Genomic DNA, 25,435 nt, shown 5'->3' on the forward strand with positions numbered 1-25,435 from the left:
CCACTCTAGCCGCTGCGGCCGGCGCGGGTGGCCCGTTCCCCGGGGCGGCGCGCCCCCCCCCCCCCCGGGGCCCGGCGGGGCCGCCCCCCCCCCCCCCCCCGGCCCCCCCCCCCCCCCGCGGCTCTGTCGCGTCGCGGGTCGCCGATCAGGGAGTCAGCGGCGGCCGGGGGCCCTCGTCGGGGCGGGAACCCGGCTGTGCGCCGTCCTGACGGATGACCTCACCCTGCACGACCTTTCCGTCCGGCCGGTGAATCCTGGCCTGCTGGAAGGCGTCGGAGAGGCTGCCGGGGGTTGCTGCGCGCATCCGGCGTTCCAGCGACCGCTCCGCGTACCGGCCCAGCGACGCACGGACCGGCGGCACCAGCAGCAGCAGGCCCGCGACGTCGGAGATCATCCCCGGGATCATCAGCAGCAGTCCGCCGAGCATCAGGAAGCCATTGCCCCTGCTGTCCTGGGGCTCGGTCTGCGGAACGGCGGACCCCGGCTGCCCCGGCATCCGCTGGAGCGTCTCGGTGAGGTTGCGGAAGGCCCGGCGGCCGGCCCGCTTCATCACCGCGGCCCCCAGCACGATCCCCGCGACCAGGAGCAGCAGCACGGTGAAACCGCCCGCCGCTTCGGCCACGACGGTGAGCAGCCAGATCTCCAGCACCGCCCAGGCGGCGACGGCGAGGGGGACGAAGGTGCGGGCGCGTGAACGCCGCGGGGCGGTCGGGGGCGGTGTGCTGCCGGTCGTCATGGTCCCCAGTGTGCCCGTACGCGCGTCCGAGCGGCGTATGGGGGGTGATCACGGGCGGCGGACCGGAGCCCGCCGCCCCCGCCGGATCAGGTCGCCTTGCGGCCGAGGGCCCGGTTCGTACGGGAGGCGACCCCCCACGAGGTGACCCTCCAGAGCGCCTCGACCAGGATGTCGCGGCTCATCTTCGAATCGCCGATCTCGCGGTCGACGAAGGTGATCGGAACCTCGACGACGTGATATCCGGCGTCGATGGCACGGCGGGCCAGGTCGACCTGGAAGCAGTAGCCCTGCGAGGCGACCCGGTCGAGACCGATGCCCTGCAGGGTCTCGGCACGGAAGGCCCGGTACCCCCCGGTGACGTCCCTGGTCTGCAGACCGAGGAGGAGCCGGGAGTACGTGCTGCCGCCGCGGGAGATCATTTCGCGGGACTTGGGCCAGTTGACCACGCGTCCGCCCGGCACCCAGCGGGAACCCAGCACCAGGTCCGCGCCCTTGAGCGCGGTGAGCAGCCGGGGCAGCTCCTCGGGCTGGTGGGAGCCGTCGGCGTCCATCTCCACGAGCACGCCGTAACCGTGCTCGATGCCCCAGTCGAACCCCGCGAGGTAGGCCGCGCCCAGCCCTTCCTTGCCCTTGCGGTGCAGCACCTGGACCTGGCTGTCCGCGGAGGCGAGCTCGTCGGCGACCTTGCCGGTGCCGTCGGGGCTGTTGTCGTCGGCGACCAGGATGTCTGCTTCCGGCACAGCGGCGCGCACCCGGCTGACGATCGGCTTGATGTTCTCGGCCTCGTTGTAGGTCGGAATGATCACCAAGGTTCTGCCCAGCGGGCCGTATCGCCTCTGACCGCCGTCGTTCACTTACTGCCCCTTAAGTCCGTACGCAGGTGCACACCATATCCAGCGTGCGGGGGCCCGTTGCCGACACGGTCGGCCGGGAACCGACACCGCCGCGGACAGATGGAGGGAAGTGCGGACAGACCCCCTGGGGGGAACGACGGGAACTACGGATGGGGGCCCAGCGCCCTTCGGGCCGACCCGGGACCCGCTGGCTGCGGATCGACCTAGAGCCGTTGTCTACTGAACGTCCGGGCCCCACCCGGGTCGCACCTACCGTCCGGCTCAAACCTTCCCTCGCCCCCGAGGCGCGGGCGCTGAACCTGGCTGTCAGTGGTGGTGCGCCGGTGCGGCACACCACCCCATGACCCAGCGGCGTTCGACGACTGCGTGGAGGTTCAACCGGTCGGACGTCCTGTGGTGGACTCGGCCGAACCTACCGGCCGGTGGGCGCGTTCTGTCAATAGCCGCCTGACCTGCAACGTTTACGGAACTTGCCTGGTCAGTAGCGAAGATCCGCAGGTCGCGGCGGAACCGGGGCTTCTTCGATCGGCGGTACGAAATGTCCGGACGTCACTCGTTCGGCCGTACGAAGACCGTTTGTCCGAAGACCACGGTGCGAAGACAGACCGGGAGCTCCGCCCCCGGGGTGAGATCCGGCAGTCCCGGCGTTCCCGACCTCGGGTCGGTCGACCAGCGGGCCACCCGGTCGTCCGGTGCCTGAACCACCAGGTCGGAGGTGCGCCAGATCGCGTAGTCGGCCGGGGCGCCGGGCACCAGGGTCCCCGCGTCGTCGCGGCCGACGGCCCGCCAGCCGCCCCTGGTGTGGGCGGTGAAGCCGGCCCGCACGGAGATCCGGTGCTCGGGCGTGCGATGGAAGGCGGCGGCCCGCACGGTCCCCCACGGGTCCAGCGGGGTCACCGGGCTGTCCGAGCCGAAGGCCAGCGGCACACCGGCCCGCAGGAGCGCCGCGTACGGGTTGAGGGTCCTGGCCCGCTCGGCCCCGAGCCGCTGGGCGTACATGCCCTCCTCACCGCCCCAGGCCGCGTCGAACGCGGGCTGCACGGAGGCGGTGAGGCCCAGTTCCGCGAAGGCGGCCACGGTCTCGGGCGTGAGCATCTCGGCGTGCTCGACACGGTGCCGGGCGGCCCGGATCCGAGCCGCGCCCAGCGTCTCGCAGGCGGCCCGGACGCCCTCCACCACGGCGGTGACCGCGGCGTCGCCGATGGCGTGGAAGCCGGCCTGCAGCCCGGCTTCCGTGCAGGCGGTGACATGGGCGGCGATCCCCGCCGCGTCCAGGTGGGCGGTGCCCCGGTGTCCGGCCGGACCGTCGGCGTACGGCTCGTGCAGGCAGGCGGTGTGCGAGCCGAGGGAACCGTCCACGAAGAGGTCCCCGGCCGCGCCGGTCGCACCGAGCTCCCGGACGCGACGCGCGTCCTTCCCGTCGGCGACCTGCTCGGCCCAGTAGCCGAAGACCCGCGGTCCGTTCTCGGCGGCGGCGAGCTTCAGCAGCGCGACGAAGTCCTCCTCGTCGGAGATGTCGGGGCCGCCGCACTCGTGGACGGTACCGATGCCGAGCGACGCGGCGTGGCGCAGGGCGGCGCGCTGGGCGTCGGTGCGCTGCCGCGACGAGACGGCGCCGTGGGCCGCGGAGCGCACCGCGTGGTGGGCGGCACCGGTCAGCGGGGCCTCGGGGTGGTACCCCGTCAGCGCGGTGACCCCCGGGACCAGATCGAGCAGGGCGGTGGTGACCACCGCCGAGTGCACATCCACACGGGGCAGGTAGACCGGCCGTCCACCGGCGGCGGCGTCGAGTTCGGCGCGCGACGGCGGGCGCTGCTCCGGCCATCGCGTGGCGTCCCAGCCGTGGCCGAGGACGACGCGGTCCGCCGGGTGCGCCGCCACGTACGCGCGCAGCAGGCCCAACGCCTCGCCGAGGGTCCGGGCACCGGAGAGGTCGAGGCCGGTGAGGGCCAGTCCGGTCGATGTGGTGTGGACGTGGGCGTCGGTGAACGCGGGGGTGACCAGCGCGCCCTCGAGGTCGATCACCTCGTCGACGCCGCTCGCGAAGGCGTCGGCGGCTCCTTCCGAGCCCACCCAGGCGACATGGCCGCGTTCGACGACCATGGCGGTGGCGAACGGATCGGCGGGGCTGTGGACGTCTCCACCGCGCAGCAGCACGGTGCGGTGTTCGCTCTGGGGGGCGGTGCTCTCGGTCATGGGACCAGTCTCGCGCCTGCCCGGACCCGCCCGCTCCGCGGCCCCCTCAGATCTGCGGGGGCCTGGCCTCGTACGGCGTGGAGAGGACGACGGTGGTCCGGGTGGACACACCTGCCAGCGAACGGATCCGGGTGAGCAGGTGCTCCAGCTCCAGTGGCGTCGCGACCCGCACCTTGAGGATGTAGTTCTCGTCACCCGCGACGCTGTGGCACGCCTCCAGCTCCGGGACGCCCGCGAGCCGGTCCGCGATGTCGTCCGGCGCGCTCGGGTCGAAGGGTTTCACCGAGATGAAGGCGGTGATCGGCAGGCCGACGGCCTCGGCGTCGACGACCGCGGCATAGCCGCGGATCACCCCGCGCTGCTCCAGCCTGCGGACACGCTGATGAACCGCCGAGGTGGACAGGCCCGTGGCCTTGCCCAGGTCGGTGTAGCTCATCCGCCCGTCCTTGACGAGCAACTCCACGATCTGTCGGTCCAGCTCCTCCATGTGGATCAATCTATTGCCCCGGGCGTCTTCAGGCACAGCGGCGGGGCCCCCGGAAGGGGCCCCAGGGCGGGCATGTGACGAATGCCACAGGTTTACGGGGCGGTAGCCACTCCACTGGCGGTTACGGCCGAGGCGCGACGGGAAGTGCTTGCTGTGGTCGAGGCCGTGGCGCCTTGTCGGCCCACCCGAGGGGGGAATTTCCCATGCAGAGCCTGAAGCTCACCCGTCGTACCGAACCGGATTCCGCTGATCCGGTCGAGGACGTCGCTCCCGACGCGTACGACACGCTCGAGATGTACCGGGTGATCTGCCCGGACTGCGCGCAGCCGATCGCGCTGCTGGCGGACGAGGACGTGCTGCCGGAGCACGCGCTCTGCCCGACCCCGTGGAACCCGTTCGTCCTGACGGTCTGCGACGGTACGGGCCGCGCGGCGTCGCACGCGCGGCCCGCCGACGAGTCGCTCGACCTCCAGGAACAGGAGACGGGCCTGCTGTTGACGCTCCCTCAGGGGTTCGACTGGAGGATGCAGCCGTTCTCGCACGCCGGCGGCCCCGGTTCGCGACCGTTGCGGATTCGGCGCGAAGCCGCCTGAGACCGCCCCTCGCGTCCGCGCGGGGCCGCCCGGATCCCTTCCGGGCCCGCACGACACAGCCGTGCCGCACCACGACGGCCCGACCGGCGTGGTGCCCGCTGCCGGGGACCGTGCCGCCCGGGGACCCGGGCGAACGGGCTCGCGAATCGGCCGGGCAGTGACCAGGGCCCGCCCGGCGCCGTTGGCCAGGCATGACCCTGCTGCATTCAACGGCCGGTCCCGGTCGTCGCCGTCTCGCCGATCCCACCGCCGAAGAATCGGTTCCGCAGCCCGGTTCACAGCCGGTGCCGCAGCCCGTGCCTCCCCGGCCGGCACCGCGCACGGTGCCGCACTCCACCGATCCGCCCATCTACCGGGCCCTGCTCCGTCGTTGGGAGGGCTCCGGCCGGACCCTGCCGGGCCGTCACGACCAGGAGTGGAACCGGATCATGACGACGCCCGTGTGGTCGGAGCGGCCGCCGCGGATCAGCGCGTCTCAGGACCCGCGAGGTGCCGCGCGATGACCATCCGCTGGATCTGGTTGGTGCCTTCGACGATCTGCAGCACCTTGGCCTCGCGCATCAGCCGCTCGACGGGGAAGTCGAGGGTGTAGCCGTATCCTCCGAGCACCTGGACGGCGTCGACGGTGACCCGCATGGCCGCGTCCGTGCAGAACAGCTTGGCCATGGCGGCCTGGCGCGAGAAGGGCTTTCCCTCGTCGCGCAGCCGGGCCGCCTCCAGATACAGCGCTCGGCCCGCCTCGATCTGCGTGGCCATGTCGGCGAGCATGAAGCGCAGGCCCTGGAAGTCCGCGATGGGACGGCCGAACTGCTGCCGTCCGGTGGCATAGGCGACGGCCTCGCCCAGGGCCGCCTGGGCGACTCCGATCGCGCAGGCGGCGATACCCAGGCGGCCGGAGTCGAGTGCGGACAGGGCGATCGCGAAGCCCTGTCCCTCCTCGCCGATCCGGCGCGCGTCGGCGACCCGTACGCCGTCGAAGTTCAGCTGGGCGGTGGGCGAGCCCTTCATGCCCATCTTCTTCTCGGGGGCGGCCGCGTTCAGACCCTCGGCGTCGCCCGGAACCAGGAAGGCGGTGATGCCCCGGGGGCCTTCGGCCCCGGTGCGGGCGAGCACCGTGTAGAAGTCGGCGATACCACCGTGGGTGATCCACGCCTTGGTGCCGGTGACGACCCAGTCGTCGCCGTCCCGTACGGCCTTCGTGCGGAGCGAGGCGGCGTCGGAGCCGGAGGCGGGTTCGGAGAGGCAGTAGGCGCCCAGCAGACCCCCTCCCAGCATCGCCGGGAGGTGTTCGGCCTGCTGCTCCTTGGTGCCGTATCCGGCGAGCGCGTGGCAGGCGAGGGAGTGGACGCTGACGCCGAGACCGACGGTGAGCCGGGCGGTCGCGAGCTCCTCCAGGACCTGGAGGTAGACCTCGTACGGCTGGTCACCACCGCCGTGGGCCGAGTCGTACGGCAGTCCGAGCAGTCCGGACTCGGAGAGGAGGGTGAAGACTTCGCGCGGGAACCGGCCCGCTTCCTCCTCCTCGGCCGCCCGTGGCGCGATCTCTCGCTGGGCTATGTCGCGTACGAGCGCGACGAGCTGCCGGGACTCCTCGGTGGGCAGACGGCGTTCCACCAATTGCGGGGCACGGTCGGACATGACGGCGCTCTCCTCCCTGTCGGGCGTTGCGACGGTCGCGCGCGCGGGGTGTGGGCGGCGCCGCCGGGGGGCTTCCGGGCCGGGCCCGGAAGAGCACTGCTGCTCAACCGATGCCCACCCCTCGGATTACGAGAGCTGCTGGCCAGCGGCTGTGGCGGCTTGAGTATGCCCGATCGGACGATATCCGTCACGGGGTGACGGAGCGACTCGGCGGCGGGCGGGACGATCACCGAGATTGGTCCGAACCATTGACCCAACTGGTCTAGTCCATCTACGGTTCCACTCCAACCGGCCTTTCCGCGTTCATGCCAATTCGGCGCGGCGGCCGGAAGCACGCCCCCACTCGCGAGTTCCCTCCCCCACGAGGAGACAAGATGTTTGGACCGCAGCGTCCCCGCGCCCGTTTCCGGGCGTTCGCCGCAGCCGCCTGTACCGCCGCCCTCGGCGCCGCCCTGCTGGGTGTCGCGGGCACCGCACCGGCCGGCGCGGCCCCCACCACCCCGCGGGCCGCGGCCCCCGCAGCCGACCGGGCCGCCCCCACAGCGGCCGGCGACAAGGTGGTCGGATACTTCACCAACTGGGGTGTCTACCAGCGCAATTACCACGTCCGGAACATCGAGACCTCGGGCTCGGCCGACAAGCTCACGCACATCAACTACGCCTTCGGCAACGTGACCGGCGGCAAGTGCGCGATCGGCGACTCCTACGCCGACTACGAGAAGGCCTACACGGCCGACCAGTCGGTCGACGGTGTGGCGGACACCTGGGACCAGGACCTGCGCGGCAACTTCAACCAGCTGCGCAAGCTGAAGAAGCTTCATCCGAACCTCAAGGTCATCTGGTCGTTCGGCGGCTGGACCTGGTCCGGCGGCTTCGGCGAGGCCGCGAAGAACCCGGCCGCCTTCGCCGAGTCCTGCTACAACCTGGTGGAGGACCCCCGTTGGGCCGATGTCTTCGACGGCATCGACATCGATTGGGAGTACCCCAACGCCTGCGGTCTGACCTGCGACACCAGCGGACGCGACGCCTACGGCAACCTGCTGGCCGCGCTGCGCTCCAAGTTCGGTGCGGACAATCTCGTCACCTCGGCGATCTCCGCCGACGGTTCCGACGGCGGAAAGCTCGACGCCGTCGACTACGGCGGCGCGGCCAAGTACGTCGACTGGTACAACCCGATGACGTACGACTTCTTCGGTGCCTGGGACGCCAAGGGGCCGACCGCTCCGCACTCCCCGCTGACCTCCTACAGCGGCATCCCGAAGGAGGGCTTCAACAGCGAGGCCGCCATCGACAAGCTGAGGTCCCAGGGCGTCCCGGCCTCGAAGCTGCTGCTCGGCATCGGCTTCTACGGCCGCGGCTGGACCGGGGTCACCCAGGACGCGCCCGGCGGCACCGCGACCGGCGCCGCACCCGGCACCTACGAGGCGGGCATCGAGGACTACAAGGTGCTCAAGAACAGCTGCCCCGCCACCGGCACCGTCGCCGGTACGGCGTACGCGCACTGCGGCACCGACTGGTGGAGCTACGACACCCCGGCCACCATCGCCACCAAGATGACCTACAAGAACCAGCAGGGACTGGGCGGCACCTTCTTCTGGGAGCTCAGCGGCGACACCACCGACGGCGAGCTGATCAAGGCGATCAACTAGCGCCGCTCCCGGCAGGATCCGACCGGTCACGGCACGCATCACCGTGCGAGGTCCTGTGAGGCGTCGAGCGCGGTCCGGCGCGGCGGGACCCAGGAGCGGGGCGGTGGGCCGATCGGCCTTCCGCCCCGCTTCGTCCCTGTCTGGTCGGCCCCCAGGGGCCCGGCCGGCGGTGGTTCACGCGGCGTTCCCGCTCCGGACGAAGGTCCCGCGGCTCACTCCGGCATGATGGTGCCGCACCCGCTCCGACAATGTGTTCCCCGGACCGAGGTGTGGCCCCAAGGAGGAGGATTCCGCTTGTCACGCCAGGTTCTGACGGTCTGTCCAGAGCGGCCCGACGGCTTTCGAACGATCGGGGAGGCGCTGGCCAGGGCGCGCAACGGCGCCGTGATCAGCGTTCGTTCCGGCACCTACGCCGAGAGTCTGGTCATCACCGTCCCCGTCACCGTCGTCGCCGAGCAGTCCCGCGGCAGCGTCGAGATATGCCCGCCGCACGGCAGCGCCGTGGTGCTCCAGGCCGAAGCCGTGATGCTCACCGACCTGGTGCTGCGCGGCCGGGACGAGGAACTGCCGGTCGTGGACGCCCCACGCGGCCAGATCGCGATGGACGGCTGCGACATCACCGGCGCCTCGTGGACCGCCCTGCTGGCCCGCGGTGCCGGCTCCGTGGCCCTGCGGGACTGCCGGGTGAGCAATCCGCGCGGCGCGGGGCTGGTGGTGACCTCGACGGTGGAGAGCTCCGCCGAGTCCTGCACGGTGGAGCACCTGGGCACCTCGGGTGTCGTGATCGGCGAGCGCGGCCGGATCACCTTGCGGGGCTGCACCATCCGCGACGCCCGCGCCAACGGAGTCCTCGCCAACGGCGAGGGCCAGGGTTCGGTCGAGGAGTGCGACATCTCCTCCACCGACAAGCCGTCCATCGCGCTGGAGGAGCAGAGCACCACCCAGGTGCTGCGCACCGTGGTCCACGACACCAGTGTCGGTCTCCACCTGTCCTCGTCGGCCAGGACGGTGCTGGAGGACATCCGGGTGACCGGCACGAGCGGGCCCGGCATCGTCCTGTCGGGTGGTACCGATCCACTGTTGCGCCGGTGCCGCACCGCCCGTACGAAAGGCCCCGGGCTGCTGGTCTCGGACCGGGCCCGGGGCACCTTCGAGGACTGCTGGCTGGACTCGGCGCAGGACGCCGCTCTGCATGTGCGGGGCTCGGCGTCCCCGGTGCTGATCGGGTTGACCGTCCGGGACTGCGCGCAGACGGGCGTACTGCTGGAGGAGGAGTCGGTCGCCGAACTGGACCGCCTCGAAGTGCTCGACGCCGGCGGCACGGGCGTCCGGATACGGTCCGGTGCCAACCCGCTGGTGCGCAGGGCCAGGATCGGCGCCCCGAAGGGGAACGGCGTGGAGGTCGTCAAGGACGGCCGCGGCCGGCTGGAGGACTGCGAGATCGACCGCCCCGGTGACGCCGGGATCCGCGTCGCCGACGACGGCAGCGTCTATGTCGGCGGGGGCGCCGTGCGCGGCGCAGCGCACGGCATGTCCGTGGCGGCGGGCGGCAGCGTGACGGTCCGCGACTGCGACGTCCAGGAGTCCACGGACACGGGTGTCCTGGTCGAGGACGGCGGCGAACTGACCGCGACCCGGCTGCGGGTCACCGCAGCCGCGGGACACGGTGTGCTGCTGGCCCAGGGCGGCCGGGGCGCCTTCACCGCCTGCGAGGTCGGCGGCTCGGGCCGGGACGGCTTCCGGGTGGAGACCACGGCCGCGGTCTCCGTGGTCAACTGCACCGCCCGGGACAACGAGGGCGGCGGTCTGGTGCAGGCTCTGGCGGGCGACCGGTTGGCGGTCGAGCAGCTGACCAGTACGGGCAACGGCAAACGGGACGCCTGGGGACTCGGCGAGGCCGAGGGCACCGACCCGGCCGGGACGGGCACCTCCGGGGGCGATGCCGGGACGGCCCGCGAGGACGGCCCGCTGGCCGAACTGGACGCGCTGATCGGCCTGGAGAACGTCAAGCACCAGGTGCGCACGCTGGTCAATCTGATCCAGCTCGCCCAGCGGCGTGCCCGCCTCGGCCTGCCGGCTCCGCCGATGAGCCGCCACCTGGTCTTCTCCGGACCGCCCGGCACCGGCAAGACGACCGTGGCACGGCTGTACGGGGCGATCCTCGCCGAACTGGGTGCGCTGCCCTCCGGCCACCTGGTGGAGGTCTCGCGCGCGGACCTGGTGGCGCAGATCGTCGGCGGAACCGCCATCAAGACCACCGAGACGTTCAAACGGGCCCTGGGCGGGGTGCTGTTCATCGACGAGGCGTACAGCCTGCTGTCGGACGGGCGGGGCTCGGGCGCCGACTTCGGCCGCGAGGCCGTCGACACACTCCTGAAGCTGATGGAGGACCACCGCGACGACGTGGTCGTGGTGGCCGCCGGATACGCCGACGAGATGCGTGATTTCCTCGGTTCCAACCCGGGGCTCGCCTCGCGCTTCTCCCGTACGGTCGAGTTCGAGAACTACGCGGTCCCCGAACTGGTCGCGATCATCGAGAGCATGTGTGCCCATCACCGCTACGAGCTCGACGAGTCGACGCTCACCGCGCTCGCCGCGCACTTCGAGCGGATGCCCAGGGACGCCGGCTTCGGCAACGGCCGGGCCGCCCGGCAGGTGTTCGAGGAGATGGTGGACCGTCAGGCGTACCGGCTGGCCGCGCTCCCCGACGCCGATGAACTGGACCTCACCCGGCTGCTGCCCGAGGACGTCGGCGAGGAGGCCGCCGCCGCGGTGTCCGGGCAGTCGGCCGAGGGCGGGACGGAGAGCGATCCGCTCGCCCGGCTCGGGGACATGGTGGGGCTGGCCGCCGTCAAACGTGATGTCACCGATCTGGTCAATCTGCTCGCCACCGCGAGGAAGCGGGAGGCGGCCGGGCTGCCCGCGCCGCGGATCAGCCACCATCTGGTCTTCACCGGGCCGCCGGGCACCGGCAAGACCACGGTCGCCCGGCTCTACGGCGAGCTGCTGAAGTCGCTCGGTGTGCTGCCGCGCGGTCAGCTCGTCGAAGTGGCCAGGGCGGACCTGGTCGGCCGGTACGTGGGACACACCGCCCAGCTCACCCGGGAGGTGTTCGACCGGGCCAGGGGCGGGGTGCTGTTCGTCGACGAGGCGTACACGCTGACTCCGGAAGGCGCCTCGGGCAGCAGCGACTTCGGGCGCGAGGCGGTGGACACACTGCTGAAGCTGATGGAGGACCACCGCGACGAGGTGGTGGTGATCGTCGCCGGCTACACCGGTGAGATGGAACGCTTCCTGGCGTCCAACCCCGGCCTCTCCTCGCGGTTCTCACGGCGGGTGGAGTTCGCCGACTACTCCTCGGACGAGCTGGTCACCATCGTCCGCCGGCACGCGACCGCGTCCGGATACGAGTGCGGCCCGGGGGCGGGTGCCGTCATGCGGGAGTACTTCGACGCGCTGCCCAGGGACCGTTCGTTCGGCAACGCGCGGCTGGCCCGGCAGGTTCTGGAAGGCATGATGACGCGCCAGGCGGGCCGGGTGAGCGCCATGGCGGCACCGGGTCTGGACGATCTGCGGCTGCTGCTCCCGGAGGACGTCGTACGGCCGCAGGCGGTGCCCGAATGACGCCCGGCCCCCGTGGACGGTGCGGCCTGCGGCGCCGCACCGGTCGCCTTCCGGCCGCGGTGCTCCTCGCCTCGGCTCTGGTCCTGCCGGGAGCCGGCCCGGCCACCGCGGCCGACGGGCAGAAGGTCAGGCTGCCGGTGATGCCCGCGCGGCTCGAAGCCGGTGATCCGTGCACCGGCGGGTCGCAGGCGCGGGCCACGGCGGTGCCGTGGGAGCAGCAGAACCTCCAGCTCGCCCGTACCTGGGCGTTCGGCAAGGGGGCGGGGGTGAAGGTCGCGGTGGTGGACACCGGGGTCTCGGCCGACGCGCCCACCCTCGCGGGCCGGGTCTCGGCGGTCGGTGGAGCCGGGGCGGACTGTGTCGGTCACGGCACGTTCGTGGCCGGGCTGATCGCGGCGGCCCCCGCCGAGAACGTGCGCGTCGCGGGCGTCGCCCAGGAGTCCCGGATCATCGCGGTACGGGGCACGGACGAGCGCGGGACCGCGACCGCGGCGTCGGTCGCCGCCGGAATCCGGGCGGCGGCCGATGCGGGGGCGAAGGTCGTCCAGGTCTCCCCCGCGCTGGCCTCCGGCTCGCCCGCGCTCACGTCGGCCGTGAAGTACGCGGCCGCCCACGACGCGCTGATCGTGGCCGCCGCGACCCCCGACCCGGTGCGCCCGTCCGCGGGCCGGGAGCCCGAGCCGCCGCGCGACTACTGGCCCGCGTCGGCGCCCGGGGTCCTCTCCGTCATCGACATGGACTCCCGGGGCGACCGTCCGGACGACGCGCCGGCCACGCTCGGCGCGGATCTCGCCGCCCCCGGCGACGGGGTCGTGGGTGTCGGGCCGCGCGGAAAAGGGCACTTCATCGGTTCGGGGGCTTCGTTCGCCGCCGCCTACGCCGCGGGCACGGCCGCCCTCGTGCGGTCCGCGCACCCGGAGCTCTCGGCCGCCGCCACCGCTCGACGGCTGACCCGCACCGCCTATCCGGCGGACGTGCCGCGCCTGGACCCGTACGCCGCCGTGACCTCCGTACAGGATCCGGTCGAGCACACCCGTGCCGAGCGGGACGACTCCGTGGTGCTGCCGCCGGGGAACGGCAGCGAGGGCGCCACCCGCAGGGCGGTGTGGATCACGGTGGCCGGTGGCTCCCTCGCACTGCTGGTCGCCTGGGCCGCGCTGGTCGTGCCGCGCGGCCGTTCGCGCGGCTGGCGTCCCGCGACCCGTCGTCCGGCGGCCGGGGCGGGGACCGGTACGCCGGGCGACTGAGCGACTGAGCGACTGAGCGACTGAGCGACCGTACGGAGGGACGCAGGGCCCCGGGGTGCGTCACCCCGGGGCCCTTCGTCCCTCCGTACGGATCGGGCCGGATCAGCCCGTAGGCGGCGCCCCGGGCTCGTCCGCCAGTGCGGTCTGCACGAGGGCGGCCTTGCGCCGGACGATGTACTGAGCCCGGCCCGGCGGCAGGTTGCGCGGCTTCACGTTGCCGAACACATAGCCCTCCGACGGCGGGCAGGACAGCAGCATCCCGGGCGTGTTGACCTCGTCCAGGCGGCGCAGCAACTGGTCGTTGAGACCACGGCCCGCGCCGGTCGCCGAGCGCACGGCGATCACGTGCAGACCGACCTCGTAGCCGAGCGCGAGATGGTCCAGGAGCGGGGCGAACGGATGGTCGTAGGACCCGGTGCCACCGACCATGTCGTAGTCGTCGACCAGGACGAACAGCCGCGGGCCGGTCCACCAGTCGCACTGCCGCATCCGGGACGGGGCGATGTCCGGACCGGGGAGCCTGGTCTTGATGGCGCGGGCCGCGCCGCCGACCAGTTCGCGCAGGGAGTCGACCGCGACGACGTGTCCGAGGCGGTACTCCTCGGGTACGGCGTCGACGAGTTCGCGCCGGTAGTCGACCACCAGGATGCGTGCCTCGGCCGCGGTGTACCGCGCGGTGACGGCACGGACCAGCAGGCGCAGCAGATTGGTCTTGCCGCTCTCGCTGTCGCCCACGCCGATCAGGTGCGGCGTGCGGCCGAAGTCGTGCCAGACGGGCGAGAGGGTCTCCTCGTCCAGGCCGAGCGGGACGCGCAGCCCCTCGGTGCGCTCCGGCTCCGGGAGCTCCGCGGCCGGGAGACGGTGCGGCAGCATCCGTACCGGCGGCGCCGGCGGCCCCTGCCAGTGTCCGGCGATCCGGTCGACCAGGTCCGCGACTCCCTCGGCGAGGTCGTCGGCGCTGTCGCTGCCGTCGATGCGGGGTAGGGCGGTCAGGAAGTGGAGCTTGCCGTCCGTGGTGAGTCCGCGCCCGGCGCCGCGGGGCACGGTGGCCGCCTTGCGGATGTCGATCATCGAGTCCATCGGGTCGCCGAGCCTGAGTTCGAGACGGGTCAGGGACTGGTCACGGACCTGGGCGGGCAGCTCGATCCAGCGGGCGGTGGTGACGACGAGGTGGACGCCGTAGTTGAGGCCGCGGGCGGCGATCTGGTGGAAGGTGGGGATCAGCGAGTCGAAGTCCTGCTTGACCGTGGACCAGCCGTCGACGACCAGGAAGACATCACCGTGGGGCTCGTCGGCGAACTCCCCGGCGGCGCGGCGGCGCCGGTAGGAGGCCATCGAGTCGATGCCGTTGTCCTGGAAGAACTGCTCGCGCTCGTTGAGCACGCCGGTGACCTCGGCCACCGTACGGCTGATCCGTTCGGTGTCGAGCCTGCCCGCGACACCGCCGACGTGCGGGAGCCGGGACAGCGCGGACAGTGCGCCGCCACCGAAGTCCAGGCAGTAGAACTGCACTTCGCGCGGGGTGTGGGTGAGAGCGAGCGCGCTGAGCAGAGTCCTTACGACGGTCGACTTGCCGCTCTGCGAGCCACCCGCGATCGCGACGTGACCGCCGGACGCGGAGAGATCCACCATCAGCGGGTCGCGGCGCTGCTCGAACGGCATGTCCACCAGCCCCAGTGGCACCTTGAGCGCGCCCGGTCCCCGTGTTCCCGCCGGGGTGAGGCCGCGGACCGGGTCGGGCTCGGGGGACGGCAGCAGCAGGTCCAGGGCGGGCGGCAGGTCCAGCGGCGGCAGCCACACCTGGTGTGCGGGCGGCCCGGAGGCGCGCAGCCGGTCCAGGGCGACGGAGAGCAGGGTGTCGCCGTTGCCGGACTCCTCGGCCGAGGCGGCGGGTTCGGGATCGGGCGTCCGCGCGGGGGCCCGGGGAACCACCCAGTCGGTGGTCCAGGGCATGACCTGGCTGGCGACCCTGGCCTGGACGGCGGCGCCGCGCCGCTTGCGGTACGGACCGGAGACGTAGGCGGCCCGGAACCGGGTCAGCGCGTCGACACCGCTCTTGAGGAAGCCGCTGCCGGGCTGGGACGGCAGCTGATAGGCGTCGGGGACACCGAGCACACCACGTGACTCCATCGCGGAGAAGGTCCGCAGCCCCACCCGGTAGGAGAGGTGGCTCTCCAACTGGTGCATGCGTCCTTCGTCCAGACGCTGGGAGGCGAGCAGCAGATGGACGCCGAGCGAACGGCCGAGCCGGCCGATCATCACGAAGAGGTCCATGAACTCGCGATGCGCGGAGAGCAGTTCACTGAACTCGTCGACGACGACGAAGAGGCTGGGGAGCGGTGCCAGGTCGGCCCCGGCCGCTCGGGCCTTCTCGTACTCCAGCGCGGAGGTGTGGTTGCCGGCGCTGCGCAGCAGCTCCTGGCGTCGGACGAGTTCACCGTGCAGGGCGTCCTGCATGCGTTCCACGAGCGCGACTTCGTCGGCCAGGTTGGTGATCACCGCTGAGGTGTGCGGGAGTTCGTCGAGGCCGAGGAAGGTGGCGCCGCCCTTGAAGTCCACCAGGATGAAGTTGAGTGTTTCGGAGGAGTTCGTGAGGGCGAGCCCGAGCACCAGGGTGCGCAAGAGCTCGCTCTTGCCGGATCCGGTGGCGCCGATCAGCATGCCGTGCGGGCCCATGCCGCCCTGCGCGGACTCCTTGATGTCCAGCTCCACCGGCACTCCGTCGGCGCCGACCGCGACCGGGACACGCAGCCGGGCGGCGCCGGTGGAGCGTTCCCAGAGGGTGGCGGGGTCGTGCCGGTACAGATCGGGGATGCCGAGCAGGGTGGTGAGTTCGACGTCGGTGTCCAGCGGCTGGGCGGCGTCCGAGGACAGACTCATCCGGTACGGGGCGAGCAGCCTGGCCAGCGCCTCGGCGGAGCCGGGGCCCATGGCGTCGGGACGGCCGAGCAGGGTGGTCTGCTCCTTGCGGCTGCGGTCGGTGCGGACGAGGTGCAGGCTGTCGGGCTGGACGTCGAGGCGCAGCGTGGTGCGCCCGGGACGCCAGCTGAGGGCTCCGGAGAGGTCGAGAACGACGGCGTTGCGCAGACCGGGGCCGTCCAGGCGGTGGCCCGCGGGCACGGTGGTGCCGTCGACGACGATCACGGTGAAGGGTTCGTCGCGGCCGGGTACGGCCTCGGGGTCGAAGGCGGGCCGCTCGGAGAACTCGGCGCCGAGCAGGTCCTCCAGGTCACGGAAGGTCGAAGCGACCATCCGGGAGGGGCCCGCGCCGTCCTGCTCCTGGGCGTGCTGGCTGTGCGGGAGCCATTTCACCCATTCCCATTCGGCGCGCCGCTCGTCGGCGACGCACAGGGCGATCCAGAGCTCCTCCGGCGGGTGGAAGAAGGCCAGTTGAGACAGGACCGCGCGGACGGTGTCGCGGACGGCCTTGTCGTCACCGCGGAACAGGATCCGGGTCCAGGAACGCAGATAGAGCCCCGTGGGCTGCTCGGGAACGATTCCGTACGCCTTGATGAACCGGCGCAGCGCGTGGGCGCAGAGCGGTTCGAGGTCCTCGACCGGCTTGGTCGATGTCGGGGTGAGGCGCAACGCGAGCTGCTGGTCGCCGACGGCTATCCGTACCTCGGCGAAGTCGTCGTCGGCGGTGCGGCGTTCCCAGAGCCGGGTGGAGCGGACCATGGTGCGCAGCACCCGGGGCTCGGGGTGCCGCCAGGCGAGGGCCTGCTGCTGGTCGGCGACCGCCTCGTGGACCCGCCGCCTGATCTGCGAGAGATAGCGCAGGTAGTCGCGACGTTCGCCGCGCAGCCGCTGCTTGCGCTCGCCGCCCTTGCGCATCACCTGGCCGATGAGCATGGCGGCCGACGCGGTGACCATCATGCCGAGCGCCAGGTACGTGAAGACACTGCTGCCGCCGCCCGGACGCATGAACATCAGCATCATGGACACCGACATCATGGCCATCGGCAGATACGTCCAGATCGCCGAGGAGTCGGGAACCGTCTCCGGCAGCGTCGGTGGCTCCTGGAGGTTCAGCTCTCCTTCGGGCATGTCCGGGCCGCGACGGCGGGCTGGGCGGCGGAAGAGGACCACACTCAACGAACAGACTCCTTCGACGACGGCGACGACGGGCCGCGGAACGGCGGCGAACCGCCCGCCGTGACGGGTGGACCGGGGCCGGCACGGGCACACGGGGGCGCCGACAGGCGCACAAGCCGGACGGTTCCGGACCAACAGGGACTGCGGAGAGGTCCGTTGACAACGGTCCGGATGATGATCAGTAGTCTGCATCCGATCGCCAAGCGCGTCCACGTCGCATCCGACAAGTCCCCGAGAACGCGAGCCCTCACCGTGACCGACAGCTCCGTGGCGGGCCTGTGCCGCCTCACCATACGTGCCCCCGAAAAGACCATCGACCTTGCGGTGCCCGCCGACGTGCCGGTGGCCGATCTCCTTCCCACCGTGCTGCGTTACGCGGGTGAGGAACTGGAGGAGACCGGCCTGGACCACAGCGGCTGGGTGCTGCAACGGCTGGGCGGCCCCGCCCTGGACGACGAGGGAACCCTGGAGACCCTCGATCTCAAGGACGGTGAGGTGCTGTACCTGCGCCCGCACACCGATGCCCTTCCCGAAGTCCGCCTGGACGACCTGGTCGACGGCATCGCCAGTGTGGTGCGCGACCGGCTCCACGGCTGGAGCGCCGACTCCAGCAGACGGCTGCTGCGCGCCCTGTGCGTGCTGACCCTGCTGACCGGACTCGCGCTGCTGGCCTGGCCCGGCGGCCCGGTCGGCGTCCGCGCCGCCGGAGCGGGCGCGGTGGGTGCGCTGCTGCTGGCCGGGGCCGCCTCGGCCAGTCGCGCGGTGGGCGACGCGGCCGCCGCGTCGGTGCTCGGGGCGATGGCGAGTCCGTATCTGGCGCTGGCCGGCTGGCTGCTGCCGGGCGGCGATCTGAGCGGCCCGGACGTGCATGAGGTGCTCGGCGCCCGGCTGCTGGCCGCGGGGGCGGCCGGGGCGGGCGGTGCGGTGCTCGGGCTCGCCCTCGCGGCCGTGTCCGTGCCGTTCTTCCTGGCGACGGCGGTGTTCTGGTGCGCCGTCGCGCTGGGCGGGGCGCTCGCCGGCCCCGCGGGCCTGACGATGGACGGAGCGGCGACGGTGCTCGCCGCGCTGGCCGTGGTGCTGGGCGGCTTCGTACCGGCTCTGGCCTTCAAGCTGGCGGGGATGCGGATGCCCGCGCTGCCGACCAACCCCCAGCAGTTGCAGGAGGGCATCGAGCCGTACGCCGGCGGCGAGGTGACCAGCCGTACCGAGCTGGCGAGCGGCTGGATGACCGCCCTGTACGGTGCGGCGGGCGCCATCTGCGCGGCGTGCCTCGTGGTGCTGGCCGACGACCCGAACCTGCCGGAGACCCTGACCGCCTCGGTGCTCTCGCTGCTGCTGCTGTTGCACGGGCGCGGCATGGTCAATGTGCCACAGCGCCTCGCGCTGCTGCTGCCCGGTGTCTGGGGTGCGTTGCTGCTGACCGTCGCGTCGGCGGCGTCGCTGACCCCGGATGAACGGCCGCTGCTGGTCGCGGGGCTCGTGGCGTTCACCGCACTCCTGGCGATCGTGTCCTGGACGGTGCCCGGCCGTCGTCTGGTGCCGTACTGGGGCCGCGCGGCCGAATTGCTGCACTCGGCACTGGCGATCAGCCTGCTGCCGCTCGCGCTCTGGGTGCTCGGCGTCTTCGCCGCGCTCCGGGCGATCAACGGCTGACCCGGAAGGTATGCGACATGCAGTCCAAGCGTGACCAGGTCCAGGCGCACACCTTCGTGATGGGCCGGCTGACCTCGGGGATGCTGCTGGCCGATCCGGACGCCCCGGAGAGCCCGCTGGGGCGGACCACCCGGGGGGTGCTGATCGGTGTGGTGATCACGGCGCTGGTGGCGGCCGGTTCGCTGGTGTACGGCTTCATGTCCCCGGGGGGCGACGACGCGTGGCGGGCCTCGGGAACGCTGGTGGTGAACCGGGAGACGGGGGCCCGTTACGTGTACGTGGGGGGCCGGCTGCGTCCGGTGCGCAACTACGCCTCCGCGCTGCTGGTCGGCGAGGGGAAGTTGAAGTCCGAGGACGTGAGCACGGCGTCGTTGAAGGGCACCGCGGTGGGCGCCCCGGTCGGCATACCCGGCGCCCCCGACTCCGTCCCGGGTGTACGGGACCTGGAGAAGGATCCGTGGCAGGTCTGCTCGGTGCTCGCTTCGGAGGCGGGCGCGGGGACTGCCGGCGGTGCCGGCGGCGCGGGGGGTTCCGGCGGCGCGTTCACTGCGCTGGTGGCCGGTGCGCCGATGGACGGACGTGGGATGGGCGCGGGGCAGGGCCTGGTGGTGTCGGGGCCGGACCGGGCGCGGTATCTGGTCTGGCAGGGCAGTCGGCTGCGGCTGGACCGCGGCGCGGGCGCCGCGGTGTCGCTGGGGTACGGGTCGGTGACGCCCCGGCCGGTGTCCGCCGCGTTCCTGGACGCGTTGGTGCGGGGACCGGATCTGGTGCCGCCGGCCGTGCCCGGCCGTGGCGGTGCCGGTCCTTCGCTGGGCGGGCGTCCGTCGAAGCTGGGGCAGGTCTTCCAGTCGCGCACACCGGGGGCTGCGCGCCAGTACTACCTGCTGCGCAAGGAGGGGCTGGTCCCGTTGACGGAGACCGGAGCCGCACTGGTGCTCGGTGATGCCGCGACCAGGGACTCCGCGTACGGCGGGGCGGCGCCCGCCGCGACGGTGATCGGTGCGGCCGAGGTGAAGGCCCGCCTGGCGCCGGGCGCGGAGGGCAGCGAGCCCGTCCCGGCCGGGCTGCCCGGGACGCCGCCGCGTGCCGAGACCGTGCCGGCGGGGTGGGCGGCCTGTGCACGGGTGCGGCCCGACCACGGGAACGGCACCCGGGTGACCGGCGCGCTGGTTCCGCTCACCGCGCTCCCCCCTGTCTCCGCCGCGTCGCCGGAGGAGATCACCCCGGCCTGTCTGCCGGTGGACGCGACGGCCGTGCGCCCCGGTCACGGCGCGCTGGTCAAGGCGCTCGGCGCGGGCGGCACCGATATCGGCGCAACCACCTACTTCGTCGCCGACAACGGGGTGAAGTACCGGCTCCTGTCCCAGGCCGCGCAGAAGGCGCTGGGGTACGACGGCGCCACCCCGCAGGCGCTTCCGTCGCCGCTCCTGGCCATGCTGCCGTCCGGACCCGATCTGAGCCCGGAGGCGGCCGCGGCGGGACGCGGTACGGGCACGACTGCGCCGGCGTGCCCGGCATCGGACGCGAACGAGGGCGGCCGTGCGGACAACGGCACATTGCCGTCGAGTAAAAGAACTTGATGGTTCCTCAGGAAAAGCTCAGATGCCATCGAGGATCATTGAGTACACCACGGATCTGATCATAGGATCCCGAACATCCAGCACTTGAGGCATGGGAGACACCGTGGCAGACGAAGGCGCGCAGACGGGGCCGGGCGGCAACCTCCAGCAGTCGAGCGAGAGTTCGACGCGGAACGGCATTCAGGCCCTCGAGGCGGCCTACAGCGGGATTCTCAAGTCCCGGCAGGACGTCGACGACACCCGCAACAACCTGAGCAAGGGCTACCAGGGCAGCGACGGCGGCCAGTACGGCGCCCTGCTCAAGCAGTGGGACGACCAGGTCAACATCATCCTGAAGAACCTGGAAGACATGGTCGACAAGCTCAACACGAGCCTGGTGGAGCACGGCAGGACGCAGGGGTCCTCCAACGACGCGATCAACCAGGCGTACAGCGCCTCGCAGAAGGCGTTCGACGACCTGATGGCGTAGCCCGCCGCGCCGAACGGCGTGACCGCGGACCGCGTGTCCCGTCGTTCCGTCCGCCGGTCGTCCGGCACTCCTCGTCGTCACCGGCGGCGAGGCACCTTCCCAGGCAGCGAAGCGAGGTCTCCCCCGATGTCCGAGAACCTGACCGACGGTTACATCCTGGTCGACTACGGCCACATGAACAACGCCGGCGACGACATGGTCCGCCAGACCCAGGCGATCGCCCGGACCCTTGCGTCGCTGGAGGCGGAGCTCGGCGAGCTGCGCAAGACGTGGTACGGCTCCGACGCCGACGTCTACCGGCAGAAGCAGGCCGCCTGGGACCAGGCGGTGAAGAACATGGAGACGCTGCTCAACTCGCACGCGGCTCTGCTGTCCGACATCTCGGGCAACTACAAGTACAGCGAGAACTCGCTGTCGCAGATGTGGTCCGAGATCACCATCGGTCGCTGAGCGGGAGCCACCGATGGCCGACCTGACTCATCTCGACGGCAAGACACTGAAGACGTTCACCGACCATGACGTCGCGGAATTCATCAAGGCGCTGGACGACATCCGCAAGGACTCGAACGCCGGGATCAAGGCGCTCAAGAGCATTCTCGACGGCCGTACGGACCCCCAGCACCTCCAGCAGGATCCGGCGCTGGCGATCGGCCTGATGGGCAAGGACGACGTCGTGCACGGGCAGTCCCTCGTCACGGCGGTCAAGAAGGCGGCCGGCTCGGTCGACGGAGTCTTCGAGAGCCAGCACACGCTCTTCAAGCACATCGAGCTCGATCTGCAGGAGACGATCAAGAAGCTGCTCGACACCCAGGGCAAGAGCCTCGAGTCGATCGACGGTGCCTCACTGCTCGACATCTTCTCGGACGTGGACAAGGAGCTCGGTCCGACCACCAAGACCGGCACCTGACCCGACCGTCCCCGCACGGGGACGGTCCGCTCCGGCGATCCGCCCGGGCCGCTCCCGGCCCGGGCCGACCCGTCCGCGTCCTCTCCCGCCCGCCCCGATCCCCTTCTTCGCCCCGGAGCGTTCCGCATGTCGACCCCGACCTCCCCCGCCTACGACGCCGACGACTACTGGGGACAGGGCGTCACGAAGCTCACCGGCTATCCGATGCCCAGCCGCAAGGGTCTGTTCACCGGCCTGAGCAGCAAGGAGAAGAGCCCGCTGTTCAAGATGAGCCTGGACAAGATCTCCGTCCAGTCGGTCGTGGACGCGGCGAAGCAGGGGTCGCTGAAGAGTGAGGGACAGGACTACGACCTGTACTTCTACTCCAACGCCAACGGCAACGTGGAGATGTACCACGCACGGCTGGTCTTCATCGGTTCCTTCATGTCGGAGAACGGCCGCAGCCGCGGACTGGACGCTCATGAGTCGCTGTCCGGGGGGAAGTACAAGGGCAAGTACGGCGACGACTTCGACATCGGCCCGCTGGGCCAGTACATGGGCGGCCCCGGTGCGGCCCTGGACGCCCTCATCACGTCGAAGACGACGCGCGGTACCTCGTACAACGGGGCGACGGTCCCCGACGCCGACTCGGTGGACCTCAATTCGTTCCAGCAGACCGCCCAGGCCTTCGACCGAGCCGCCCAGTTCTTCGTGGACCAGGCGCGGACCCTGGACGGCTGGGAGAAGTCCCTGGGCAGCGAGCAGTCGGCCTGGAAGGGTCAAGCCGCGGGTATTTTCTGGCAGTTGGTGCACCAACTGCACGGGAACTACGACAACTACGTGCAGCAGCTCGGTGCGGACCAGACGTTCTCCCCCATCGGCGACCCCGCGTACACACCGAAGTCCAACCACTCCAACCACCTGATGCAGGCCCAGCAGACCCTGCTGAGCAAGGCGCAGACCATGTGGACCGCGTGGGACACCTGGATGGCGCAGAAGGAGCACGACCCGCACCACTTCCTGATCCAGACCCTGAACGAGATCCTGGAGTGGCTGAACCAGAACAACATTCCGTACATCTCGGTGACCACCCGCCAGACCGGCAAGGAGAGCTACAGCACGTCGTACTCCACCAAGCCGGGCTTCCAGGAGCCGCATCCGAGCTACGGCAATCTGAACGACATCCAGAACTGGGCCAAGGTGGGCGAGGAGGCCGTCAAGCGCTGGAACCAGTTCATCGACGCCCCCCATCCGGAACTTCCCGGGCTGGAACTGGGCCTGAACGGCACCGCGCAGCAGGTGCTGTCCGATCTCAACAACTCCTGGATCGACGCCGCCACACCGTTCGAATCGGAACTCACCACCAAGAACACCAATTCGCTGACGGAGTTCTACACCAAGGAACAGACGGAGAAGGCCAAGGAGGAGGCGGACAAACACAGCGATGATCTCAACAAGACGCTGCAGGACCTCAACAAGGGCATCGGGGACATGGGCAAGGGTGTCACCGACACCCTCAACAACCTGGGCGACGGGGGCGGACCGGGCGGGCTGAACGATCTGCTGGGCAATTCCGACAGCGAGACGAAGGACCTCAACGGGAACGGGGAGAAGGGCCCGGACGGGAACACCGGCAAGAACCTGGCCGAGGACCTGACCAAGGACCTGAACAACAACCTCACGAACGGTGGCGGGGACTCGACACAGACCGGTCCGCTGAACCCCCTGGTCCCCCCGCCCACCATGTCCAACGGCTCGGTCCAGGGGCCGGGCGGCGGGGTCACCTCCCTCGACAGGAACGGCAACCTGGTCACCACGTACCCGAACGGTGGCCGGTCCGTGTACGACCCGAGGACCGGGAAGTACACGATCACCCCCGCGCAGGGCAAGACCACGGTGCAGGACCTCAACCCCGGTCAGAGCGTGACCAATCCGGACGGCAGCGTCACCAGACGGAACAAGGACGGAACGCTCACCACGACGTTCGCGGACGGCAGCCGGCAGACCGTCGATCCGGACACCGGCAAGGTCACGAACATCGACCGGAACGGCAAGGAGACGGTCGCCGATCTGAACGGGTCGGGGACCGGTCTCCAGTGGCCGCCGGACCGCAACACCCACCTCACGCCACCGCCGACGCACAGCGATCTCGACCGCGACCTGAACCGCGACCTGAACCGGGACCTCAACCGGGACCTCAACCGCGACCTGAACCGGGAGCTCGACCGGGAGCTCGACCGGGACCTCGGCGGGAACCTCCACCGGGATCTCAACTCCTTCGGCGGGGCCGACCACACCTCGTTGAACACCTCGTCGTCCGGCGGTGGCCGGACATCCGGTGGCGGTCACGCCGCGGGCGGGGGCGACTACGAGGAGTACGACAGCACCTTCCGACCCGGAGGCACGCTCGGCGCGCCGCCCGGTGCCAACAGCGCCGAGGCTCTCGGCGCACCGGGCACGGGCGCTTCGGGCACGGGCTCCGACCCGGCCGGCACCACGCCCCTCAATCCCATGCCGATGGGCGGCATGGGAGGCATGGGCGGGATGGGCGGGATGGGTGCCGGTGGGCAGGCCGGCGGATCGTCGGGGGAACGCGTGCGCAATGTCCTGACGGAGAGCGGCGGCGGTACGCGCGGCGGCTCCGGCCGTACCGGGGACGGACGGCGCGGCACCGATCGGGACCGGAGCCCTCGTCGGGTCCGCACGGCCACCGCTTCCACGGCGGTCACCGGCGGTGTGACGGGCGGCACCCAGGGCGGGCAGGCGACCGGCAGCGGTGAGCGCGACCGGGTGCACTGGGTGGCCGAGGACGAGGACGTATGGGGTACCGAGGAGGGCGGCACGCCCACGGTGATCGGACGGTGAGCGGCGCGATGAACGAGTCGGCGGAGGGCTCCTCGGCGGGGCACGGCGAGGTCTCGCCCTACGCCCGGTCCGTGGAGGCCCGACTGGCCACGGCGATGGCCGAACTGGAGGCCACCCAGAAGGGGGTGGCGAAGGCCGAGGCCGAACTGCGGCGGGCGACGCGCACCGTGCGCTCGGCGGACCGGTCGGTCGAGGTGACCGTGGGGTCCCAGGGCGAGCTGACCGATCTGCGCTTCCTGGACGGGAAGTACCGGACGATGTCTCCCGGCGAGCTGTCCGGTTCGGTGCTGGAGGCGTTCGGACGGGCTCGTACGGAGATCGCCCGGCAGGTGATGGAGACCTTCGAACCGTTCACCCGGCCGAGTACCGAGGTACCCGAGCTCACCGGCGTGGACATCGACTGGGCGAAGATCTTCGGGCCGGAGGTGCTCCAGGATCCGGACGACCCGGCCCAGCAGGCCTCGGGGAACCGACTGCGTGACGAGATCGACGAGGACGAGGAGCGCTGAACGCGGCATGAGCGACGCCTATTTCGCCGAGCCGGCCCGGATCCAGGCCGGTCTGCGGCAGATGTTCTCGATCAGTACGTCGATCGGGTCGATGGTCGACGACTTCGTCGCCGATGTGCGTGCGACGCGTGACTGGCCCGGTCAGGACGACAGTTTCGCCCGGGAGGTCATCCCGCAGGAACAGAAGGAGCGGGAGAGCAGTACCGAAACGGCGATCGCCCTGTCCGACGCGGTGCACGGGGTGGCTCACGGGACGTCGGTCAACCTGACCTCGATCCAGTCCAACCAGAACAACATCCTGGACGCCATCCGGGATCACAGGATCGGCCCCACCAACAGCGGCAAGCGCTGAGT

18 protein-coding genes are annotated in these 25,435 nt (G+C 71.5%); 12 read left to right on the forward strand and 6 right to left on the reverse strand.

Annotation, left to right across the window (positions count from 1 at the left end; genetic code table 11):
- Positions 1-145: 145 nt before the first annotated feature.
- From fxsA to ACIRP2_RS36235, 4 genes are all read right to left on the reverse strand, one after another.
- Positions 146-736, reverse strand: a complete 591-nt coding sequence (fxsA, locus tag ACIRP2_RS36220; protein ID WP_404257986.1) for an FxsA family membrane protein — start codon at positions 734-736, stop codon at positions 146-148.
- Positions 737-822: 86 nt separating this feature from the next.
- The gene (locus tag ACIRP2_RS36225; protein ID WP_404257988.1) at positions 823-1,590 is read right to left on the reverse strand and encodes a polyprenol monophosphomannose synthase; all 768 of its coding nucleotides are present in this window, start codon (positions 1,588-1,590) and stop codon (positions 823-825) included.
- A 549-nt stretch (positions 1,591-2,139) separates the two neighbouring features.
- Positions 2,140-3,786 carry an amidohydrolase gene (locus ACIRP2_RS36230; RefSeq protein WP_404257990.1) on the reverse strand — a complete coding sequence of 549 codons (1,647 nt, stop codon included), beginning with the start codon at positions 3,784-3,786 and terminating at the stop codon, positions 2,140-2,142.
- 46 nt (positions 3,787-3,832) lie between these two features.
- Positions 3,833-4,273 carry an Lrp/AsnC family transcriptional regulator gene (locus ACIRP2_RS36235; RefSeq protein ID WP_404257992.1) on the reverse strand — a complete coding sequence of 147 codons (441 nt, stop codon included), beginning with the start codon at positions 4,271-4,273 and terminating at the stop codon, positions 3,833-3,835.
- 203 nt (positions 4,274-4,476) lie between these two features.
- Here ACIRP2_RS36235 and ACIRP2_RS36240 point away from each other — a divergent pair, with 203 nt between their 5' ends.
- Positions 4,477-4,866 (forward strand): hypothetical protein, encoded by a 390-nt coding sequence (locus tag ACIRP2_RS36240; RefSeq protein ID WP_404257994.1) that lies wholly within the window; start codon positions 4,477-4,479, stop codon positions 4,864-4,866.
- Positions 4,867-5,331: 465 nt separating this feature from the next.
- Here ACIRP2_RS36240 and ACIRP2_RS36245 read toward each other — a convergent pair whose 3' ends face one another.
- A complete protein-coding gene (locus ACIRP2_RS36245; protein WP_404257996.1) occupies positions 5,332-6,504 on the reverse strand; it encodes an acyl-CoA dehydrogenase family protein in 1,173 nt (390 codons plus the stop codon).
- 374 nt (positions 6,505-6,878) lie between these two features.
- On the opposite strand from ACIRP2_RS36245, the gene ACIRP2_RS36250 reads away from it, so the two are divergent.
- The 3 genes from ACIRP2_RS36250 (at position 6,879) to ACIRP2_RS36260 (ending at position 13,024) form a co-directional block, all read left to right on the forward strand.
- Positions 6,879-8,153: a glycoside hydrolase family 18 protein gene (locus ACIRP2_RS36250; RefSeq protein WP_404257998.1), complete on the forward strand. Its 1,275-nt coding sequence runs from the start codon at positions 6,879-6,881 to the stop codon at positions 8,151-8,153.
- 294 nt (positions 8,154-8,447) lie between these two features.
- Positions 8,448-11,777 (forward strand): right-handed parallel beta-helix repeat-containing protein, encoded by a 3,330-nt coding sequence (locus ACIRP2_RS36255; protein WP_404258000.1) that lies wholly within the window; start codon positions 8,448-8,450, stop codon positions 11,775-11,777.
- A complete protein-coding gene (locus ACIRP2_RS36260) occupies positions 11,774-13,024 on the forward strand; it encodes a S8 family serine peptidase (RefSeq protein ID WP_404258002.1) in 1,251 nt (416 codons plus the stop codon). The genes ACIRP2_RS36255 and ACIRP2_RS36260 overlap by 4 nt, the downstream gene beginning before the upstream one ends.
- 102 nt (positions 13,025-13,126) lie before the next feature.
- On the opposite strand, the gene eccCa is transcribed toward ACIRP2_RS36260, so the two are convergent.
- Positions 13,127-17,071 (reverse strand): type VII secretion protein EccCa, encoded by a 3,945-nt coding sequence (gene eccCa, locus ACIRP2_RS36265; protein ID WP_404258074.1) that lies wholly within the window; start codon positions 17,069-17,071, stop codon positions 13,127-13,129.
- A gap of 300 nt (positions 17,072-17,371) precedes the next feature.
- On the opposite strand from eccCa, the gene eccD reads away from it, so the two are divergent.
- From eccD to ACIRP2_RS36305, 8 genes are all read left to right on the forward strand, one after another.
- A complete protein-coding gene (gene eccD, locus ACIRP2_RS36270) occupies positions 17,372-18,772 on the forward strand; it encodes a type VII secretion integral membrane protein EccD (protein WP_404258076.1) in 1,401 nt (466 codons plus the stop codon).
- Positions 18,773-18,789: 17 nt separating this feature from the next.
- On the forward strand, positions 18,790-20,352 hold the full coding sequence (gene eccB / locus ACIRP2_RS36275; protein ID WP_404258004.1) for a type VII secretion protein EccB: 1,563 nt from the start codon (positions 18,790-18,792) through the stop codon (positions 20,350-20,352).
- A 103-nt stretch (positions 20,353-20,455) separates the two neighbouring features.
- Complete coding sequence (locus tag ACIRP2_RS36280; protein ID WP_361453918.1) at positions 20,456-20,821, forward strand: hypothetical protein; 366 nt, start codon at positions 20,456-20,458, stop codon at positions 20,819-20,821.
- Between the two features lie 126 nt (positions 20,822-20,947).
- Positions 20,948-21,271, forward strand: coding sequence for a WXG100 family type VII secretion target (locus ACIRP2_RS36285; protein ID WP_361453915.1), 324 nt, complete (start codon positions 20,948-20,950; stop codon positions 21,269-21,271).
- A gap of 13 nt (positions 21,272-21,284) precedes the next feature.
- A complete protein-coding gene (locus tag ACIRP2_RS36290; protein WP_404258007.1) occupies positions 21,285-21,728 on the forward strand; it encodes a type VII secretion system-associated protein in 444 nt (147 codons plus the stop codon).
- Positions 21,729-21,854: 126 nt separating this feature from the next.
- On the forward strand, positions 21,855-24,572 hold the full coding sequence (locus ACIRP2_RS36295) for an AAWKG family protein (RefSeq protein WP_404258009.1): 2,718 nt from the start codon (positions 21,855-21,857) through the stop codon (positions 24,570-24,572).
- Positions 24,573-24,580: 8 nt separating this feature from the next.
- Positions 24,581-25,081, forward strand: a complete 501-nt coding sequence (locus ACIRP2_RS36300; protein WP_404258011.1) for a YbaB/EbfC family nucleoid-associated protein — start codon at positions 24,581-24,583, stop codon at positions 25,079-25,081.
- A gap of 7 nt (positions 25,082-25,088) precedes the next feature.
- On the forward strand, positions 25,089-25,433 hold the full coding sequence (locus ACIRP2_RS36305; RefSeq protein WP_404258013.1) for a hypothetical protein: 345 nt from the start codon (positions 25,089-25,091) through the stop codon (positions 25,431-25,433).
- Positions 25,434-25,435 lie beyond the last annotated feature (2 nt).

The organism is Streptomyces sp. NPDC101194, assembly GCF_044767885.1.
Lineage (GTDB): Bacteria > Actinomycetota > Actinomycetes > Streptomycetales > Streptomycetaceae > Streptomyces.